The sequence below is a fragment of the Sphingomonas sp. LR60 genome, from assembly GCF_036855935.1.
GTDB lineage: Bacteria > Pseudomonadota > Alphaproteobacteria > Sphingomonadales > Sphingomonadaceae > Sphingomonas.
This window is the reverse complement of sequence record NZ_JASPFK010000001.1, coordinates 848,327-867,419: the sequence shown is the minus strand read 5'-3', so window position 1 is coordinate 867,419 and position 19,093 is coordinate 848,327. Positions and strand designations below refer to the sequence as shown.

General features: G+C 67.5%; 22 protein-coding genes, 1 pseudogene and 1 riboswitch. Of the genes and pseudogenes, 11 read left to right on the top strand and 12 right to left on the bottom strand.

From position 1 onward, the window contains the following. Positions 1-74: 74 nt before the first annotated feature. Positions 75-271: riboswitch (cobalamin riboswitch) on the bottom strand. Further along, entirely contained in the window at positions 253-639 is a 387-nt protein-coding gene (locus QP166_RS04055) for a (deoxy)nucleoside triphosphate pyrophosphohydrolase (protein ID WP_333914747.1), read from the bottom strand. Its footprint overlaps the riboswitch before it by 19 nt. Before the next feature lie 147 nt (positions 640-786). Between QP166_RS04055 and QP166_RS18915 the strand changes: the two genes are divergently transcribed. Both QP166_RS18915 and QP166_RS04045 read left to right on the top strand, forming a co-directional pair. Then, positions 787-885, top strand: a complete 99-nt coding sequence (locus QP166_RS18915) for a hypothetical protein (protein ID WP_443027184.1) — start codon at positions 787-789, stop codon at positions 883-885. A gap of 146 nt (positions 886-1,031) precedes the next feature. Continuing rightward, a complete protein-coding gene (locus tag QP166_RS04045; RefSeq protein WP_333914745.1) occupies positions 1,032-1,199 on the top strand; it encodes a Flp family type IVb pilin in 168 nt (55 codons plus the stop codon). 150 nt (positions 1,200-1,349) lie between these two features. Here QP166_RS04045 and QP166_RS04040 read toward each other — a convergent pair whose 3' ends face one another. Genes QP166_RS04040 through QP166_RS04025 form a run of 4 tightly spaced genes read right to left on the bottom strand, consistent with a single transcriptional unit; the run spans position 1,350 to position 5,090 of the window. After that, on the bottom strand, positions 1,350-2,300 hold the full coding sequence (locus tag QP166_RS04040) for an acetyl-CoA carboxylase carboxyltransferase subunit alpha (protein WP_333914744.1): 951 nt from the start codon (positions 2,298-2,300) through the stop codon (positions 1,350-1,352). A 9-nt stretch (positions 2,301-2,309) separates the two neighbouring features. Beyond that, positions 2,310-3,206 (bottom strand): tyrosine-type recombinase/integrase, encoded by an 897-nt coding sequence (locus QP166_RS04035; RefSeq protein ID WP_443027183.1) that lies wholly within the window; start codon positions 3,204-3,206, stop codon positions 2,310-2,312. Next, on the bottom strand, positions 3,203-4,972 hold the full coding sequence (locus QP166_RS04030; protein WP_333914743.1) for a hypothetical protein: 1,770 nt from the start codon (positions 4,970-4,972) through the stop codon (positions 3,203-3,205). Before QP166_RS04030 ends, QP166_RS04035 begins: the two co-directional genes overlap by 4 nt. Beyond that, the gene (locus tag QP166_RS04025) at positions 4,953-5,090 is read right to left on the bottom strand and encodes a hypothetical protein (RefSeq protein WP_184033684.1); all 138 of its coding nucleotides are present in this window, start codon (positions 5,088-5,090) and stop codon (positions 4,953-4,955) included. The genes QP166_RS04030 and QP166_RS04025 overlap by 20 nt, the downstream gene beginning before the upstream one ends. A gap of 98 nt (positions 5,091-5,188) precedes the next feature. On the opposite strand from QP166_RS04025, the gene QP166_RS04020 reads away from it, so the two are divergent. The 3 genes from QP166_RS04020 (at position 5,189) to QP166_RS04010 (ending at position 7,992) form a co-directional block, all read left to right on the top strand. Then, on the top strand, positions 5,189-5,752 hold the full coding sequence (locus tag QP166_RS04020) for a shikimate kinase (protein ID WP_333914742.1): 564 nt from the start codon (positions 5,189-5,191) through the stop codon (positions 5,750-5,752). Then, positions 5,749-6,849 (top strand): 3-dehydroquinate synthase, encoded by a 1,101-nt coding sequence (aroB, locus tag QP166_RS04015; RefSeq protein ID WP_333914741.1) that lies wholly within the window; start codon positions 5,749-5,751, stop codon positions 6,847-6,849. Before QP166_RS04020 ends, aroB begins: the two co-directional genes overlap by 4 nt. Before the next feature lie 318 nt (positions 6,850-7,167). Beyond that, on the top strand, positions 7,168-7,992 hold the full coding sequence (locus QP166_RS04010) for an alpha/beta fold hydrolase (protein ID WP_333914740.1): 825 nt from the start codon (positions 7,168-7,170) through the stop codon (positions 7,990-7,992). 243 nt (positions 7,993-8,235) lie between these two features. Here the strand turns inward: QP166_RS04010 and QP166_RS04005 are convergent, their stop codons facing one another. Next, positions 8,236-8,478, bottom strand: coding sequence for an FtsB family cell division protein (locus QP166_RS04005; protein WP_333914739.1), 243 nt, complete (start codon positions 8,476-8,478; stop codon positions 8,236-8,238). 117 nt (positions 8,479-8,595) lie between these two features. Then, complete coding sequence (gene eno, locus QP166_RS04000; RefSeq protein ID WP_333914738.1) at positions 8,596-9,876, bottom strand: phosphopyruvate hydratase; 1,281 nt, start codon at positions 9,874-9,876, stop codon at positions 8,596-8,598. Positions 9,877-10,010: 134 nt separating this feature from the next. Here eno and QP166_RS03995 point away from each other — a divergent pair, with 134 nt between their 5' ends. The 5 genes from QP166_RS03995 (at position 10,011) to QP166_RS03975 (ending at position 12,093) form a co-directional block, all read left to right on the top strand. After that, the gene (locus tag QP166_RS03995; protein ID WP_333914737.1) at positions 10,011-10,547 is read left to right on the top strand and encodes a hypothetical protein; all 537 of its coding nucleotides are present in this window, start codon (positions 10,011-10,013) and stop codon (positions 10,545-10,547) included. A 4-nt stretch (positions 10,548-10,551) separates the two neighbouring features. After that, a complete protein-coding gene (locus QP166_RS03990; protein WP_333914736.1) occupies positions 10,552-10,902 on the top strand; it encodes a phage holin family protein in 351 nt (116 codons plus the stop codon). Further along, on the top strand, positions 10,899-11,231 hold the full coding sequence (locus tag QP166_RS03985) for a hypothetical protein (RefSeq protein ID WP_333914735.1): 333 nt from the start codon (positions 10,899-10,901) through the stop codon (positions 11,229-11,231). The genes QP166_RS03990 and QP166_RS03985 overlap by 4 nt, the downstream gene beginning before the upstream one ends. Further along, on the top strand, positions 11,228-11,677 hold the full coding sequence (locus QP166_RS03980; protein ID WP_333914734.1) for a hypothetical protein: 450 nt from the start codon (positions 11,228-11,230) through the stop codon (positions 11,675-11,677). Before QP166_RS03985 ends, QP166_RS03980 begins: the two co-directional genes overlap by 4 nt. 185 nt (positions 11,678-11,862) lie before the next feature. Next, positions 11,863-12,093: a DUF4170 domain-containing protein gene (locus QP166_RS03975; protein ID WP_333914733.1), complete on the top strand. Its 231-nt coding sequence runs from the start codon at positions 11,863-11,865 to the stop codon at positions 12,091-12,093. Between the two features lie 158 nt (positions 12,094-12,251). Here the strand turns inward: QP166_RS03975 and QP166_RS03970 are convergent, their stop codons facing one another. From QP166_RS03970 to carA, 5 genes and pseudogenes are all read right to left on the bottom strand, one after another. After that, positions 12,252-13,037, bottom strand: coding sequence for an APH(3') family aminoglycoside O-phosphotransferase (locus tag QP166_RS03970; RefSeq protein WP_333914732.1), 786 nt, complete (start codon positions 13,035-13,037; stop codon positions 12,252-12,254). Continuing rightward, positions 13,037-13,513, bottom strand: a complete 477-nt coding sequence (gene greA, locus QP166_RS03965; RefSeq protein WP_333914731.1) for a transcription elongation factor GreA — start codon at positions 13,511-13,513, stop codon at positions 13,037-13,039. Before greA ends, QP166_RS03970 begins: the two co-directional genes overlap by 1 nt. Before the next feature lie 87 nt (positions 13,514-13,600). Continuing rightward, positions 13,601-16,945, bottom strand: a complete 3,345-nt coding sequence (gene carB / locus QP166_RS03960; protein ID WP_333914730.1) for a carbamoyl-phosphate synthase large subunit — start codon at positions 16,943-16,945, stop codon at positions 13,601-13,603. Next, positions 16,945-17,214 (bottom strand): hypothetical protein, encoded by a 270-nt coding sequence (locus QP166_RS03955; protein ID WP_333914729.1) that lies wholly within the window; start codon positions 17,212-17,214, stop codon positions 16,945-16,947. Before QP166_RS03955 ends, carB begins: the two co-directional genes overlap by 1 nt. After that, positions 17,211-18,445: pseudogene (gene carA, locus QP166_RS03950) on the bottom strand (glutamine-hydrolyzing carbamoyl-phosphate synthase small subunit). Before carA ends, QP166_RS03955 begins: the two are co-directional and overlap by 4 nt. Before the next feature lie 125 nt (positions 18,446-18,570). Between carA and QP166_RS03945 the strand changes: the two are divergent. Beyond that, a complete protein-coding gene (locus QP166_RS03945) occupies positions 18,571-19,023 on the top strand; it encodes a GatB/YqeY domain-containing protein (protein ID WP_333914728.1) in 453 nt (150 codons plus the stop codon). The last annotated feature ends 70 nt before the right edge of the window (positions 19,024-19,093 follow it).

The window sequence follows — 19,093 nt, the reverse complement described above, 5'->3', positions numbered from 1 at the left end:
CCCCACGCCGACCCGACTCGTTCGTCGTCGCGCGGGAAAAAATCCCCGATCGCCCGGCACACCCCGTCCGCGCGAAGGACAACCGCGATCCGGCAGGTCTCCTGGCTCCCGGGTCGTCGCCGTTCGCCCGGCCTTCCCGGAGCGCGAGCGATCCAGTGGCACACGAGGGGCGAGCGGCTCGCCGGTCACAGTTGCGGGGGCAGCTCCGGATCGTTGCCTACCGGATTTCCTTTCCTGATCGCGTGATCGGGCCTAGCCGCCCGCCAGCGCGCGGGCAAGCGCCGCCAGCAGCGGTACGTCGACCGGCGGCATCGGCAGGTGCATGAGCGCCTCCGGCCAATCCCAGCGGAACGCCTGCGCTGCGAGCGGACGCGGCGTGCCCCGCCACGCGGTACAGCGGTAGAGCAGCATCGTCACAGGCATGTCGGTGGCGAAGCCGAGCGGATCGAGTGCGTCGACCGCGACGCTGATCGCCAGTTCCTCCTCCAGTTCGCGGATCAGTGCGGCGACCGGATGCTCGCCAGGCTCGACCTTGCCGCCGGGGAACTCCCAGAGCCGGCCATGCCGCTTGTTGTGCGGGCGTTGCTGCATCAGGCAGCGCCCCGACCCGTCGGTCAATGCCACGGCCACCACCAGCATCGCGCTGCGATCCTTCCTTAACCCGTTTCGAATATCGTGTGGGTCATGTCACGTCGATCCGCTGCTCGCTCGTTCTCAACCCGGTTGCGGGCCCTTGCGCCGCACACCCGCGGCGCGACCGCGGTCGAATACGGGCTGATCGTAGCGATGATCGCGCTGACCGCCGTCGGCGGCATGTCCGCAATCGGTCACCCGGTAACGGGCATCTTCGCGTCGATCAGCAGCAACCTGCAGTCAGCGCGCTAGCGATTGTTGTCGATCGCCAAGGTACTGAACAAAAACATAGGGTTCCACTTAAACCTTTATCAACCCTGCGCTTCTAGAAACGTCATTGATGGACCTGAACGGTGCGTCGGCGGGTACAGAAATTTAGGTTGTCACTGGAGATCGACATGCAGAAGATTCGTTCGTTCCTCAAGAACAGCAAGGGCGCGACCGCGATCGAATACGGTCTGATCGCTGCCCTTATCGCGGTTGCCGCAATTGCTGCCATGAAGGGCATCGGCACGCAGCTCAACACCACCTTCACCAACGTTCAGACGAAGATGACGAACCCGTAATAGGGTTTGACCGGCGGTGACCGGTGGGGCGGCGGAACATCGGTTCCGCCGCCCTTCTCTTTGTCCGTCCGGCAGGGAAACCGAAAAGCGGGCGTTCGGATCAGGTCCGGTGTGAGCAATAGGGCAGTCAATCCGGAAGGATCAACTCGCCTAGGCGACGCGGCCCATCTTCAGAAACTTGGTGCGGCGATCCTGCCGCAACGCCTCGGGCGTGAGCGGTGCCAGATCGCGCAGCATCCGCTCGATGCAATCGCCCAGCGCACGGATCGCGCCGTCGCGATCACGGTGCGCGCCGCCCAGCGGCTCGGGTACGATCGCGTCGATCACGCCCAGCGACTTGAGATCCTGCGCGGTCACTTTCATCGCTTCGGCGGCGTCAGGGGCCTTGTCGGCGGTACGCCACAGGATCGAGGCGCAGCCCTCGGGCGAGATCACCGAATAGACCGCATGTTCGAACATCAGCACGCGATTGCCGCTCGCCAGCGCGATCGCGCCGCCCGAGCCGCCTTCGCCGACCACCGCCGCGACCATCGGCACGCCGAGCGCGAGGCACGCCTCGGTCGAGCGCGCGATCGCCTCCGCCTGCCCGCGCTCCTCGGCCTGGATGCCCGGGAACGCACCCGAGGTGTCGACCAAGGTCACGACCGGCAGCCCGAAGCGATCGGCCAGTTCGAGCAGCCGGATCGCCTTGCGATAGCCCTCCGGCTTACCCATTCCGAAATTGTGGCGCAGCCGGCTGGCGGTGTCGTCGCCCTTCTCATGCCCCAGCACCATCACGCGCTGCCCGCGGAAGGTCGCGAAGCCGCCGAGGATCGCCTGATCGTCGCCGAACGCACGGTCACCGGCGAGCGGCACGAACTCATCGAAGAGCCCGGCGACGAAATGCTTGAAGTGCGGGCGCTCGGGATGACGCGCGACCTGCGTCTTCTGCCACGGCGACAATTTGCCGAACGTGTCCTTCAGCAGCTTGTCCGACTTCGCCTGCAGCTTGGCGATCTCGGACGAAATGTCGACGGTGCCCTCGGCGCCGGTCTCGCGCAATTCGTCGATACGCGCCTGAAGCTCGGCGATGGGCTTCTCGAAGTCGAGGAAAATACGCATCGAGCGCAGCTAGGCGCGCTTTCGCAACGCGTCAACGAGCGGGTGACGCTCGTTGACCAGCTCGACCAGCCGGCTGCTATCGACGTGGGTGTAGATTTCGGTGGTCGCGATATCGACATGGCCCAGCATCGTCTGGAGCGCGCGCAGGTCCGCCCCACCTTCCAGCAGGTGCGTCGCGAAGGCGTGGCGCAGGACGTGCGGGCTGATCCGCTCGGGCGCGATCCCGGCCTCGGCGGCGAGCGCCCGCACCAGCTGGAACAGCCGCACGCGCGAGAGATGCGTCGCGCCCGACGGGAACAGGAATGCGCGATCGGTGGGGACATGCGTACGCCACGCCGCCACCGCGGCGCGGGCACGATCCGAGATCGGCACCAGCCGCTCGCGCCCACCCTTCCCCTTCAGGATCAGGAACGGCCGATCGGGATGGATCGCGCCGCGCGGCAACGAGACGAGTTCGGTCGCGCGCAGACCCGATCCGTACAGCAGCTCGAACAAGGCCGAGAGCCGCAGGTCGGTCGGGATCACCGCGCCGCGCGCCAGCCGCGCCTCGATCGCGGCGAACAGCCGGTCGACATCGCCGTGATCGAGCGTGCGTGGCAACCGCCGTTGCGTCCCCGGCCGCGGCAGGGCCGGCGAGGGATCGTCGGCGCGGTCGCCCTCGTCGATCAGGAACCCGAAGAAGCGCCGCAGCGCCGCCGCCTTGCGCGCCACCGTCGACTTCGACAGCGCGTCCCAGCCATCGGCCAGCCGCTCCAGCGCCGCGCCGTCCGCCACCGCCAGCCCTCCGTCGAGCGCAGCGGATGCCAGCATCAGGTCGCGGCGGTAAGCGGCCAGCGTGTTCGGCGCCGCCCCGGCCTGCGCCGCCATCATCTCCAGGAAGCGATCGATCGCGGCGGCGTCGCTCACAATCGCGCGATCGCCTCCGCCGCGATCATCCGCGCCTCGCCGTCGAGCCCGACCGCCCGCAGCGCGCGGACGATATGGAACAGCGCCGCGGGAGGGACATGTGCCCAGCCATCCGCCTGCATCCCGACCGCCGCCAGCAACAGCACCGTTCCCGCCTGCCCCTCGCCCGCGGCACGCTCCAGCGCGCTCGTCCAGGCGTTGCGCTGCGCGACCGGCACCGCCAGCTTCTCGGCGAGATCGTCGACCGCCGCGGCGGGCAGCCGCCCGAGCCCCGCCATGCCGGCGAAGAACAATTGCCGCTTGCGCTCGGCCAGCGCGCCGGTGGGGGCATAATCGGTGATCGTCGATGCGGGCAGTTGCGCGATCGCATCGGGGTCGGCGAGCAAGAGCATCGCCCAGCCGGTGCTGCCGGCGGGCACTGCGCCTTGCCAACGCTGCGCGGTGCGATCCAGCCCGGCGGTCAGCATCGACGCGATCAATCGATCGGCCTCCGCCTCGTTGGCGCGCGCCGGCAGCCGTGCCGCGGCGCGCGCGGTCAGCACCAGTCGGGCATAGCGGCTCGCGGGCGTCTCCGCGGCGTCCCACAGCTTGACCATCGCGGCGATCCGCGTCGCCCGATCGTTGCCGACATAGGCGTCGCGCAACGTCGCGGCGGTGCCCGACAAGGCGGCGGGCGCGTCATTGCCCTCGGCGACCGCAGCATAGAGATCGACCAGCGCCGCGCTCGATAACACGCCCTGCGCCGCGGCGCGATCCGAGACGGCGGCACGCTCGGCGAGCGGGATCGCGGGGGCCAGCGCCTGCCAGCCGCGCACCTGCGGTCCGACCGTAGCGTAAAGCTCGTCAGGCACTGCGACCCCGGTCGCGGTCGCCAGCCCGAACCGCCACGCGGTCAATTGCACCACCGGTGCCCATTCGATCGTCACCGCCTGGCGGCTGTTGAGCCCGGCGCCCATCACCTTCTGCGCCAGTGCCAGGTCGATCCCGCTGGCGACGCGGCGGCGGCGGATGTCGGCGATCAGCGGTTGGGTCCGCCCCGCCCCGGTCAACCCGGCGCACATCGCGCGCGCGACGGTCCACGCGCGCTCGCTGTCGCCCGCCGTGGCGGCGAGCGGGCACAGTCCGGCCGGATCGCCGGTCGCGAGCGCGGCCTGCATCCACACTTCACGCAGCTTCGGCGTCACACGGTCGCTGTCGACCGACTGCGCGACCGCGCGCGCCGACACCGACTCGCCCATCCGCAGCAACAACCACGCACGTTCGGCGGCAAAGTCGGCACCGTTGACGCGCGCAGGTGTATCGATCTTCGCCACCAGCAGCCGCCGCAGGGCGATCGACAGCCACCGCGACGGCAAGGGCGCCGACAGATAGCGCATCAGCCGCTCGACATAGCGGCCATCCGCGCTCCCGAACGCCTCGCCCACGAACCCCTGATCGGCCCCGACCGCCGCCAGCGAGCGTCGCGCGAACGCCGGCAGCACATAGCTTGGAGTCGGCACCGGGCTGGGACTCGCCGTCGGTGACGGGAAGGGCAGCGGAGGCAGCGGCGGCAACGGCCCGGCCGGCGTCGTCGCCTGCACGCGCGGCGCATTGGCGGCCCCGGTCGCGGCCGGGCTCGGCTGTGCAGCGGGCGCTGGCGCCGGCGCCGCGTCGCCGAAGCCGGGCGGCAACAGCGACTCGGGGCGGTCCTGTGCGATGGCCGCCGCCGCGAGGCCGAGCGCCGCGACGCCGGCCAGCGCGGCGCGTTTAGCCGGCGAGATTGCCAAGCTCGACCGCCTTCTCGACACGCGTGACCGGCTGCTCGGTTGCGCGGCCCGCAAAGAAGAACAGCGCGCCCACCACGATCACCAGCAGCACGACGACGGAGACAATCAACCGGGTCATGAAATTCCCAACCTTTGCGCGCGACGTATAACTCAGCCCCGACGCGGCACGAGCCTGCTGTTGCCGGGAACGGAACGCGCTGTATAGCCGCAGAGACGATGTTGCAAAGCCCGCCCGTCCCGTCCCGCCGCTCGTCGCGCCGTCCGCATCGCTGGACCGGCCGCCCGATCGTGCTGGTGGGATTGATGGGCGCGGGCAAATCGACGGTCGGCCGCCGGCTCGCGCTGCGCCTCGCGCTGCCGTTCGTCGACGCCGATACCGAGATCGAGACGGCGGCGGGCATGTCGATCGCCGACATCTTCGCGCAGTTCGGCGAAGAATATTTTCGTGACGGCGAGCGGCGGGTGATCCAGCGGCTGATCGATGGGCGTCCGAAGGTGATCGCGACCGGCGGTGGCGCCTTCGTCAACGACGAGACACGCGCGCTGATCCTGTCCGATGCGCTGGCGATCTGGCTCGACGCGCCCGTCGAGGTACTTGCCGAGCGCGTGAAGCGCCGCGACACCCGCCCGCTACTGCGCGGCAAGGACCCCGCGACCGTGCTGCGCGAGCTGGCCGCGGTCCGCAACCCGCTCTACGCACTCGCACATCTGCGCATTCCCAGCGCGAATACGCCGCATGACATCACGGTGCGCGCGATCATGGAGGCCCTGAGCAAATGACGACCGTGACCGTGGCGCTGGGCGACCGCAGCTATGACGTGCGGATCGAGCCGGGGCTGTTGTCGCGTGCCGGCGACGCGCTCGCGCCGATCGTCGGCACGCGCCCGGTGGTGATCGTCGCCGACGCCAATGTCGTCGCGCATCTCGCCACGCTGACCGCCGCGCTGGACGCCGCCGGCCTCCGGCACGCCGAGATCGTGCTGCCGGCCGGCGAAGCGTCGAAAAGCTGGGCGACGCTGGAGCGGCTCACCGACGAACTGCTCGCGCTCGGCGTCGAGCGCGGCGATCATGTCGTGGCGCTGGGTGGCGGAGTGATCGGCGATCTGGTCGGCTTTGCGACCGCGATCCTCAAGCGCGGCTGCGGGTTCGTGCAGATCCCGACCACGCTGTTGTCTCAGGTCGATTCGTCGGTCGGCGGCAAGACCGGGATCAACGCGCGCGCCGGCAAGAATTTGATCGGCGCCTTCCACCAGCCCAAGGTGGTGCTGATCGACCCCGACGTGCTCGATACCCTGCCCGCGCGGCAGGTGCGCGCCGGCTATGCCGAGGTCGTCAAATACGGGCTGATCGATGACGCCGACTTCTTCGCTTGGTGCGAGGCGAATGGCGCGAAACTGCTCGCGGGCGATCCCGAAGCGCGCGTGAAGGCGATCGCGCATGCGGTCGCCGCCAAGGCGCGGATCGTCGGCGAGGACGAGTTCGAGACCAAGGGCCGCCGCGCGCTGCTCAACCTCGGCCACACCTTCGGCCACGCCTTGGAAGCGGAGGCGGGCTTCTCCGACCGGCTGCTCCATGGCGAGGCGGTCGCCGCCGGCTGCGGGCTCGCCTTCGCCTTCTCCGCCGCGACCGGGCGCTGTTCGGCGGACGATGCCGCGCGCGTCGCCGCGCATTGGCGCGACAGCGGGTTGCCCGACGGCCTCGCCGCCTCGGGCATCACCGCCCAGCCCGCACGGCTGGTCGAACATATGCGCCACGACAAGAAGATGGCGGCCGGCACGCTGCCGTTCCTGCTCGCGCACGGGATCGGCCAGACGTATCTCGACAAGACCGTGGCGCTCGATCGGGTCGAGGCGTTCCTCGGCGAACCGGGGCGGTAACTGCCCCTCATCCCTTATGACATGCCCGTGAAGGCGGGGACGCAGAACGTCTGACCTTGCGACTCCTACCACGACCTGCGCGTCTGGATTCCCGCCTGCGCGGGAATGACGGTGTTGGCCCCGCACTCGGGCCAAGGAACGCCCCCTTTCGTCATCCCCGCGAAGGCGGGGATCCAGAACCTCTGACCTTGCGGCTCGCATCACCACCTGCGCGCCAAAATTTCCGACTGCGCGTAAATGAGTGTGTCGAGCCCGCCACCCGGGCAAGGAACGCCACCACAAACCGCCCGTTACGGCTGCTCTGCCAAGGAGAGCCACATGCCATATGTGAAGACGCGCGACGGGACCGACATCTACGTCAAGGATTGGGGTGAGGGTCGCCCGGTCGTTCTGATCCATGGCTGGCCGCTGTCCTCGGATAGCTGGGACCCGCAGATGAAAGCGCTGGCCGATGCCGGTTTTCGCGCGATTGCTTATGACCGACGCGGCTTCGGGCGCTCGGGACAGCCATGGTCGGGCTATGACTATGACACCCTCACCGACGATCTTCGCGACGTCATGGAGGCGGCGGGCGCGACGGAAGACGTGACGCTGGTCGGCTTCTCGATGGGCGGCGGCGAGGTGGCGCGATATCAGAGCCGCTACGACGGCAAGGGCGTGATCTCGTCGGCGCTGATCGCGTCGGTCGTGCCGTACATGCTGAAGACAGAGGACAATCCCGATGGCGTCGACGAGCAGACGCTGGCCGGCATCGCCGACGGGATCCTGACCGATCGTCCGAACTTCTTCCGAAGCTTCTTCAAGGACTTCTTCGGCGTCGGTTACGTCACCAGCCCGGTCAGCGAGGCGACGCTCGATTGGGCATGGCGGATCGCGATGCAGGCGGGGTTGCAGCCGACGCTGAAATGCGCCGAGAGCTTCGGCCACACCGACTTCCGCCCCGACCTGCCCGCCTTCCGCGTGCCGACGCTGGTGCTGCATGGCACCGCCGACAAGACCGTGCCGATCGACGCCAGCGGCCGCGCCGCAGCGGCCGGGATCGCGAACGCGCAACTGGTCGAATATGACGGCGCGCCGCATGGGCTGTTCGCTACGGAAAGCGACCGGCTGACCGACGATCTGCTGACGTTCTTGGGCAGGTAAGGTGGTCATCCCGGGCTTGATCGGGGTCTCGCTTCTTCTGCCGGGAGTAAGCGGGGTCGCGGACTAGGTCCGGGAAGACAAGATTGGCACGCCAATCCTCCCGAACCCCGTCACCCCGGCGAAGGCCGGGGTCCAGTTTCGTGACGCTGATGGCGACGCACGCCGCGCAGCTACTGAGGCTTTCCCAACTGGGCCCCGGCTTTCGCCGGGGTGACGATCAAGGGAGCGTCCCCCCGTTGCCGCTCATTTCAGCGGAACGATCACCTCGTCGGGGTGCGCGACGTTCAGCTCCTTGCGCACCAGTTCGTCCACCATATCCGGGTTCGCGTGGCGGGGATCGAGCAGCGTCACCCGGTTCTGCAACATCGTCCGGCGTTGATCGAGCTGGGCATATTGCCGCTCTCGCGCCACCAGCTGCCGCTTGTAATCACCCAGCGCGATCAGTCCGTTTGGCCCCACCACCGCATAGGCGCCGAAAAACGCCATCACCGCCACCGCAAGGGCGGGGACGGCAGCACGCCGGAGCGTTTGCGAGAGGCGGGTTGACGGGCGAGGCATAACGCCAGCGATTCTCGCGAGTCGCCTCGCCCTTTGCAAGCCCTATCAGCGGTTCCGCAGCACGTCCCGGCCCGCATAGCGCGACATCGAGCCCAATTCCTCCTCGATGCGGATCAACTGGTTGTACTTCGCCAACCGATCCGACCGTGCAAGGCTGCCGGTCTTGATCTGTCCGCAATTGGTTGCGACCGCCAGATCGGCGATCGTCGAGTCCTCGGTTTCACCCGACCGATGCGACATGACCGCGGTATAGCCGGCGCGCTCGGCGACGCGGATCGCCTCCAGCGTCTCGGACAGCGTGCCGATCTGATTGACCTTCACGAGCAGCGAGTTGGCGAGCCCCTGCCCGATGCCGTCGCGCAGCCGCTTCGGATTGGTGACGAACAGATCGTCGCCGACCAGCTGCACCTTCTTGCCGATTGCGTCGGTCAGCGCCTTCCAGCCCTCGAAATCGTCCTCGGCCATGCCGTCTTCGATCGAGAAGATCGGATAGCGTGCGGCGAGATCGGCGAGATATTCGGCCATCGCGCCCGGCTCGAGCGTCAGATTCTCACCGGAGATGACGTACTTGCCGTCCTTGAAGAATTCGGTCGCCGCGCAATCGAGCGCGAGCATCACGTCGTCGCCGGGGGTGTAGCCCGCGCGCTCGATCGAGGTCATGATGAAATCGAGCGCGTCGGTGGTGCTGGCGAGGTTGGGCGCGAACCCGCCCTCGTCGCCAACTGCGGTCGCCAGGCCCTTTTCGCTCAGGCCTTTCTTCAGCGTGTGGAAGATTTCCGAGCCACAGCGCACCGCCTCGGCCAGCGATTCCGCGCCCACCGGCACGATCATGAACTCCTGGAAGTCGATCGGGTTGTCGGCATGTTCGCCGCCGTTGATGATGTTCATCATCGGCACCGGGAGCACGTGCGCCGCGACGCCGCCGACATAGCGGTACAGCGGCAACCCGCGCGCATCCGCCGCCGCCTTCGCCACCGCGAGGCTGACGCCGAGGATCGCATTCGCGCCGAGCCGGCCCTTGTTCTCGGTGCCGTCCAGCTCGATCATCGTCTGGTCGATTTCGAGCTGGTCCTCGGCATCGAGCCCGATGATCGCGTCGGCAATCTCGTCGTTGACCGCCTCGACCGCGTCGTCGACGCCCTTCCCGCCCCAGCGCGCCTTGTCGCCATCGCGCCGCTCGACCGCCTCGTGGGCGCCGGTCGACGCCCCCGAAGGGACCGCCGCGCGACCGAAGCTGCCGTCGTCGAGCAGCACGTCGACCTCCACGGTCGGGTTGCCGCGGCTGTCGATGATCTGGCGTCCGTGCAGGTCGATGATTGCGGTCACGAAACGATCCTCCTATTTTCTGCCATCGCGGCAGGGCATGGCGCCTCCTAGCGGGCGCCCGGCGATGCTGCAACGCGATGGAACCGCCGACCCGGCCGCCGGGTTGTTGGACCTCGACCAGGGAAGGATGAATCATGGCCGTTGAGCAGGATCGTGACACGCTCCAGCATTCCACTCCGGCAGACGCCGCGCCGCCACCCGCCGACGCATCGTTCACGCCCGCCGCGCCGCTGAAGGATGCCGGCGTCGACTTTACGCCCGAAGACACTAGCGCGACCGCCAGCGGCAGCACGCTTGCGGATGCCAAGCAATCGGTACGCGATCACGTCGCCAAGGGCCGCGAACAGGCCGCCGACAAGGCGCGCACCTTCGCCGAAGACGGCAAAGCCAGGGCGACCGACGCGCTGACGCAGCTTTCGCAGATGCTCACCGACGCCGCCGGGCAGGTCGATGAGAAGCTTGGCGCACAGTACGGCCAATATGCCCGCTCAGCGGCGGATCGCGTGCAGGGCTTTACCAGCACGATCGATCAGAAGAGCGTCGACGACCTGCTCGACGACGCCCGTGCACTGGTGCGCAAGAGCCCCGAATTGGCCGTGGGCCTCGCGGCCGGAATCGGCTTCGTGGTGGCGCGACTGATCGGTGCCGCCGTCGACCAGCGCGATGCCTGATCTAATGTCCGAACGAACGGACGTACGTGATCGCGTCCATCCGGATAGTATCCCGCAGCTTGTGACGCAGCTGGCGACGGACGCGCGCGACGTGGCGAAGGCGGAGATCGCATTGGCCAAGGCCAAGGCGGGCTTCGCTGTCAGCCGCTACAAGGCGGCGGCGATTCGCTTTGCCATTGCCGGCGTGCTCGCGCTGGCGGCGCTGATCGCCTTGCTGGTCGGGGCGATCCTGTCGCTGGCGACGCTGATCGGCCCCGGCTGGGCGACGCTCGCGGTGGTCGGCGTGGTGCTGGTGATCGCCGGCTTGCTCGCCTTGTCGGGCAAGTCCGCGTTGCGCACGGATACGGACGCATGACGGCTACGGACGTAACTTTGGCCGAGGCGCGCGTCGCCGAGGCGCGTCGTCGCCTCGACGGCACCGTCGGGCGTTTGCAGAGCGAACTCGAACCCCGCCGCCTTGCGCGCGTCGCACTGGCCGAGGTGTCGGGCAGCGGCGAACGCGCCGTGCGGGTCGGCACCGAGGTGGCCCGCCGCAATCCGGGCGTGGTCGCAGGCGGTGCGTCGCTGCTGGCGGCGCTCGTCGTCGGGCGACAGATCGCGCGTTTGTTCGGCACGAAGAAGCGGCAGAAGCGTCTGCCATCTCCAGAAGATATCGCCCAACCCGCCGAAAGGACTGGATCATGACCGACCAAGTGAACGATCAGGAGCAGCACGGCCGTCTGCGCGAAAGCGTCGACCACGCGCGTGAGGCAGCGTCGAGCGCGCTCGACACCGCCAAGCACCGCGCCAGCGATGCCGCCCATGCCACCGCCGAGACGCTGGAAGGCAATCCGCTTGGCGTGCTGATCGGCGGACTCGTGCTGGGTGCGGCGGTCGCCGCGATCCTGCCGCGCAGCCACCGCGAGAAGGAGTTGCTGTCCGGCGTCGGGCGCAAGATCAACACCGCCGCGGTTGCGGCGCTGGCCGCCGCCAAGGATGCCGGTCGCGCCGAGATGGACCAGCTGGGGCTGACGCCGAATGCCGCGCGCGATCAGGCGCGCTCGCTATTCCAGGGCGTGCTCAAGGCGGCCGGCACCGCAGGGTCGGCCGCGGCGCAGGCTGGCAAGGAACAGGTAAAGAGCGGGTCCTGACCCCTTCAATCCGGACGCGCATCGCGCTAGGGGTTGCGCAGGCCGACCGCGCGACCGCGGCGCCGATCGGAGTTTGAGGGAGAGCCGCCGGGTCTGCGCAATCGCTGCCCGCGGCTCTTCCTCGTTCCGGCGGCGACGCGGACGAGCGGTGCGGCACTGGTTCAATCCCCAGCGGGAGCGCGTGCATGAGCAAGCTTCATTTGGTGTTCGGTGGTCGCGTCAGCGATCCGCGCACCCTCGAATTCGGCGATCTGTCCTCGATCGATATCGTCGGGGTCTTTCCGGACTATGCCAGCGCCGAAAAGGCGTGGCGCGCGGCCGCGCAGCGCACCGTCGACGACGCCGAGATGAAATATGTGGTGGTCCACCTGCACCGCCTGCTCGAGCCCGAGCTGCTCGCCAAGCCGGCGGCCTGACGTTCATGTCATCCCGGATTTGATCCGGGCTCCCGCTTCTTTCCTCGATGGCGAAGAAGCGTGATCCCGGGTCGCGTCCGGAGCGACGATTTAGGTCATTAAATAAATTTACCGGTGAGCAAGCATACCGGCGGGATCAGGTCCACAGCGACTGCCCCTCAGAACAACTCGTCCAGAGTCCGGTGGAAAAGAAGCCGATCCTCATCGAGCGCGTCGAGGCCGAGGGATGCCAACAGCGTGTGCTGCGCGGCATCGCCGAACTCGCCGAGGTTCTCCCATAATATCGCAATGTCCTGATAGGGATCCGCGACACCGAGCCTGCCAACGTCGATACATCCGGTCACCACGCCATCGGCATCGAGCAGGACGTTGCCGAGCGAGAAGTCACCATGTGTGACCACGCGACCGGCGGCATGGCACGCTAGCCTTTCCGCCTCCGCCAGCACGGCGGCGGCGCTCATCCCGAGATGGTCGTGGCCGAAATCGGCCTCGTCTACCTTGCCCGCCGCGACGAGCTTCCTCGCAGCTGCGAGTCGAACGGATGCCGAGGCGTCGAACGGACATTCGTCCACCGGAAGGGCATGAAGCGTCCGCAGGAAGGTCGCGAAACCGCGGATCACCTGCGTCAATGAATCAGGGCTTTCGTCGATCCATGCGTCCCCGGTCTTGCCCGACGCGGCGCTGGTGAGGAGCCATGTAGCATCCGGCTCGAAGGCGGTAGCAACGAGGCGCACCGTCACCACGCGTCCCTGCAGCCATCGCAGCCGAATGGCCTCGTCGGCTACCGCCTCCGCCACGGCGCCGTCACCATATTTCAGGAACAGCCGGTCACCGTTGGCAGCGAGAATACGGTGGATCACGCCACCAGATTCACCCTCCGGCTCGCGCTCCCATGTCGCCCCAGCCAACCGCTCCCGCCACGACGGAGGAAGCGGAATGGGCATCAGATGAACTCGATCTTCGACACCAGATAATAGCGATCACCCGCCGGGACCGACACTTCGACCTCGTCGTCGAGGCTGCGCCCGATCAACGCGCGGCCGATCGGCGAGTTGTAGCTGATCCGGCCGGTCTTGGCATCGGCCTCCGTCTGCCCGACGATCTGATACCTTACGGGCTTTTCGTCCTCGTCGAGCAAGGTGACGGTCGCGCCGAACACGATCTTGTCGCCCGACAGCTCACGCGGATCGATGATCTGCGCGCGGCTCAACTTGTCCTCGATGTCGGCGATCGTCGCCTCGACCTGGCCCTGTCGCTCCTTGGCGGCGTGATATTCGGCGTTTTCCGAAAGATCGCCGTGCGCACGCGCTTCCTCGATCGCGTCGACGATCAGCGGACGCTCGGTCTTCAGCCGCTTCAGGTCCGCAGTCAGCTTTTCATAGCCTTCCTGCAACATCGGCATCTTTTCGACCGTCGCCATCGCCCTTGTCCTTCGTAAAAACGCGTCCCCGGAAGCGGCCCTCTCCCTGCGAAGGCCGCCCCCTACATCAGCACATATGTCCGGGGATCAGTTGTGCGGCTGCGAATAATAGGATTGCAACGGCCGTACTTCAAGGTTGCGCGCACCATCGCCCTTGACCGCGGCATGAATCGCCTGCGCCGCCTGCACCGCCGCCGAGGCGGTGGTGAAGTACGGCACCTTGCCATTCACCGCCGACGCGCGGATCGGCTGCGAGTCCTTCAGGCTCTGCCAGCCCTCGGTCGTGTTGAAGATCAACGCGATCGCGCCGTCCTTGATCCGATCAACGATATGCGGACGGCCCTGGGCCACCTTGTTGACCGTCTCGACCGGAAGCCCGGCGCGCGTCAGGTGATCGGCGGTGCCGGTCGTCGCGACGATCGTGAAGCCGGCGTCGACCAGCGCGCGTACCGCGGGGACGATCAGATCCTTGTCGCCGGACTTGACGCTGACGAACACCGCGCCGCTGGTCGGCAGGACGGTGCCCGCGCCGAGCTGCGACTTGGCGAAGGCGGTGGTGAAATCGGTGGAGATCCCCATCACCTCGCCGGTGCTCTTCATCTCGGGCGAGAGCACCGGGTCGATCCCCGGGAAGCGCGCGAACGGGAACACCGCTTCCTTGACCGCGAAATAATCGATGTCGCGGTCGATCTTCGGCAGGTCGCGCAATTTCTCGCCCGCCATGACGCGGCTGGCGATCTTGGCGATCGGTGCGCCGATGGCCTTGGCGACGAACGGCACGGTGCGGCTGGCGCGCGGGTTGACCTCGATGAGGAAGACCTGCCCGTCTTTGACCGCGAACTGAATGTTCATCAGCCCGACGACGCTCAGCCCACGCGCGAGCGCCTCGGTCTGCCGCTCGATCTCGGCGATGATCTCCGGCGGCAGCGAATAGGGCGGGATCGAGCAGGCGCTGTCGCCCGAATGGACGCCGGCTTCCTCGATATGCTGGAGCACGCCCGCGACCACCACGTCCTCACCGTCGCAAATCGCGTCGACGTCGACCTCGATCGCGTCGCGCAGATACTGGTCGATCAGCACCGGCGCGACGCCCGACACCTGCACCGCGGTCAGGATATAATCCTCGAGCTGCTGGTCGCTGTCGACGATCTCCATCGCGCGCCCGCCGAGCACGTAGCTGGGGCGCATCAGCACCGGATAGCCGATACGGTTGGCGACGTTGAGCGCCTCGGTGCGGCTGCGCGCGATGCCGTTCGACGGCTGGAGCAGCTTCAACCGGTTGACCAATGCCGCGAATCGCTCGCGATCCTCGGCGAGATCGATCGCATCGGGCGAGGTGCCGAGGATCGGGATCCCGGCCTTTTCCAGCGCGCGCGCGAGGTTCAGTGGGGTCTGCCCGCCGAACTGCACGATCACGCCGACCAGCTCGCCCTTCGACTGTTCGACGTGCAGGATTTCGAGCACATCCTCGGCGGTCAGCGGCTCGAAATACAGGCGGTCCGAGGTGTCGTAATCGGTGCTCACCGTCTCCGGGTTGCAGTTGACCATGATCGTTTCGTAGCCCGCCTCCGCCAGCGCGAAGCAGGCGTGGCAGCAGCAATAATCGAACTCGATCCCCTGCCCGATCCGGTTCGGTCCGCCGCCCAGGATCACGATCTTGCGGCGATCCGACGGCTGCGCCTCGTTCTCGGGCTCGCCGAACGACGGCGCCTCATAGGTCGAGTACATGTACGGCGTCTTGGCGTCGAACTCGGCGGCGCAGGTGTCGATCCGCTTGAAGACCGGACGCACGCCCAGCTTCAGGCGATGCTCGCGCACCTCGTCCTCGGTGACGCCGCCGGTCATCGCCTTGACCGCCTCGTGGATCAGCCCCGAGCCACGCGCGATCCCGCGCTCCATGCCGCGCAGGTTCGCCGATTGCAGCGCCAGCCACGCCAGCCGCTTGTCGGAGAAGCCCATCGCCTTCAGCCGGCGCATTCCCGCCGCCTCGATCGGCAGCCCGTCCTTCATCACCTCGTTCTCGGCGGCGACGATCTCCGCCATCCGCTCGAGGAACCACGGATCGTATTTGGCGATCGCATTCACCTCGGCGACGGTGAAGCCTTCACGCAGCGCCTGCGCGGCGACCAGCAGGCGGTCGGGCGTCGGCGAGGCGAGCGCCGCCTCGATCTCGGCACGCGGCGCGCCGACCAGCCGCTCGACATGGTTGAAGCCCGACAGGCCGGTTTCCAGCCCACGCAGCGCCTTCTGCATCGATTCGTGGATGTTGCGGCCGATCGCCATCACCTCGCCGACCGACTTCATCGCGGTGCCCAGCACTGCCTCGGCGCCCTTGAACTTCTCGAAGGCGAAGCGCGGAATCTTCGTGACGACATAGTCGATCGTCGGCTCGAACGACGCCGGGGTCGCGCCGGTGATGTCGTTATCGATCTCGTCGAGCGTGTAGCCGACTGCCAGCTTGGCCGCGACCTTGGCGATCGGGAAGCCGGTCGCCTTCGACGCCAGCGCCGACGAACGCGACACGCGCGGGTTCATCTCGATGACGATCAGGCGGCCATCCTTGGGATTGACCGCGAACTGCACGTTCGAGCCGCCGGTTTCGACGCCGATCTCGCGCAGCACCGCGATGCTGGCGTTGCGCATGATCTGATATTCCTTGTCGGTCAGCGTCAACGCCGGCGCGACGGTGATCGAGTCGCCCGTATGGACGCCCATCGGATCGACATTCTCGATCGAGCAGATGATGATGCAATTGTCCGCGCGGTCGCGGACCACCTCCATCTCATATTCCTTCCAGCCGAGCAGCGACTCTTCGATCAGCACCTCGGTGGTCGGCGAGGCGTCGAGCCCCTTGCGGACGATCTCGATGAATTCCTCGCGATTGTACGCGATCCCGCCGCCGGTGCCGCCGAGCGTGAAGCTCGGGCGAATGATCGCGGGCAGCCCGACCTTCTCCAGCCCTTCGAGCGCCTCCTTCTCGGTGTGCGCGATATGGCTGCGCGCGCTTTCCAGCCCGATCTTGTCCATCGCGTCGCGGAACTTGAGGCGGTCCTCGGCCTTGTCGATCGCGTCGGCATCGGCGCCGATCATCGTCACGCCGAACTTCTCCAGCGTGCCGTCGCGGAACAGCGCCAGCGCGGTGTTGAGCGCGGTCTGGCCGCCCATCGTCGGAAGGACGGCGTCGGGGCGCTCCTTTTCGATGATCCGCGCGACCACTTCGGGCGTGATCGGCTCGACATAGGTCGCGTCGGCCAGCTCGGGATCGGTCATGATCGTCGCCGGGTTCGAATTGACCAGGACGATGCGATAGCCCTCTTCCTTGAGCGCCTTGATCGCCTGCGTGCCCGAATAGTCGAACTCGCACGCCTGCCCGATGATGATCGGGCCGGCGCCGATGACGAGGATAGAGGAGATGTCGGTGCGTTTGGGCATTACTTTTCTTTCGAAGCTCGTCCGTTGCCGATGAAGCCGATTTTTTCCATCGGCACGACTGCGCTGACCTTCCTGACTAGGCAGTCGATCTTGGCAAGGTCGGCATCCGGGCTGGACCGAAACAGGACAGAGTGCTCTGTCAGAACCAGCGACGTACGCGGCGCATGGCACGCATCGGCCATGGCATTCAGGTCAGCCTGGCTGACCTTGTGCCGAGGCCCGGTCGGTTGCGCCGCGGCCTGCAAGGCCAGTGCAAGGACCACGCTCACTTACGCAACCCCGCCACGAACCGCTCGAACAGATAGAAGCTATCCTGCGGCCCCGGGCTCGCCTCGGGGTGGTACTGAACCGAGAACGCCGGGCGATCGGTCAGCTCCAGTCCCGCGTTCGATCCGTCGAACAGCGACACATGCGTCTCGCGCGCGTTCGCGGGCAGCGAGTCGCGTTCGACCGCGAAGCCGTGGTTCATGCTGGTGATCTCGACCGCACCGTCCGCCACGCGCTTGACCGGATGGTTCGCGCCGCGATGGCCCTGGAACATCTTGGTCGTGCGCGCGCCGACCGCGAGCGCGAGCAACTGGTGGCCCAGGCAGATGCCGAACAGCGGCTTGCCCGTGTCCAGCAACTGGCGGATCACCGGCACGGCATAGTCGCCGGTCGCGGCGGGGTCGCCGGGGCCGTTCGACAGGAAGATGCCGTCCGGGTTCAGCGCCATGATCTCGTCGAACGAAGCGCTGGCGGGCACCACCAACACCTTCGCACCGGCCTGGACCAAATTGCGGAAGATGTTGAACTTGCTGCCATAGTCGATCGCGACGACATGCGGGCGGCCAGCACTCCCCTCCCTCTTGAGGGAGGGGTTGGGGGTGGGTGTTTGGGGAGCGGTGGCGTCTCCGCCATCACCCACCCCGGCCCCTCCCTTGCAGGGAGGGGAGCAGCATCGTCATAGCCGAACCCCAGCCGCCAGATGCCGCCGGCCCAGGTGCCGTGCGTCTCACGCGTCACGTCCTTGGCGAGGTCCATGCCCTCCAGCCCCGGCCAGCCGCGCGCCATCTTGAGCAGCGCGTCGAGGTCGAACTCGCCGGTTGGCGAATGCGCGACGACACCGTTGGGGGCGCCGCCCGAGCGAATGCGCCGCGTCAGCGCGCGCGTGTCGATGCCGGCGAGGCCGATGCGCGTGTGACGCTTCATCCAGCCGTCGAGATTCTCCATCGCGCGGAAGTTCGACGGCGCGGTCGGGTCTTCGCGGACGATCATGCCCAGCGCATGGGGGTTGTCCGCCTCGACGTCGTCGGGGTTCGCGCCGACGTTGCCGATATGCGGGAAGGTGAAGGTGATGATCTGCCCGGCGAAGGACGGATCGGTCATGATCTCCTGATAGCCGGTCATCGCGGTGTGGAAGCACACCTCGCCGACCGCCGCGCCCTCCGCACCGAAGCCGCGCCCCCACGCGACCTCGCCATTGGCCAGAACGAGGACGCCGGTGGCGCCTTCGGGCATGGGGGCGTGCGGAAACTCTGGCTCGGCCATGATGGGCGGGCACTCCTTGAAAGGGTCGGCAATGTCGCTAAGCCCCGCCCGCTAGAGACGCATCGGCGATGCGTCAATCTGTTAAGGACGAGTAGATGATTCGCGACGACATCAAGGCAGCGCAGATCGCGGCGATGAAGGCCGGCGACAAAGAAGCGCGCGGGGCTATCAGCTTGATTCAGGCGGCGATCAAGAATCGCGACATCGAGGCGCGCACCGGCACCGCGCCGACCGACGATGACGCGCTGGTGATCGAGGTGCTGCAGAAAATGGTGAAGCAGCGCCGCGAATCGATCGCGATGTACGAACAGGGCGGCCGCGCCGAACTCGCCGCCGCCGAAGCCGCCGAGGTCGCGGTGATCGAGCGTTTCCTGCCGACGCAGATGAGCGAGGAGGAAACGCGAGCGGCGATCGAGTCGATCAAGGCCGATCTGGGCGCGAGCGGCATGAAGGATATGGGCCGCGTGATGGCGGAACTGAAGGCGCGCCATGCGACGACGCTCGACATGAGCAAAGCGAGCGGGCTGGTGAAGGCGGCTTTGGCGTAAGAAAATCTTCCCTCCCGCTTGCGCTAGGGGTCAGGGGAGGACGGTAGCTACTACCCGCCGCCCCCGCCCC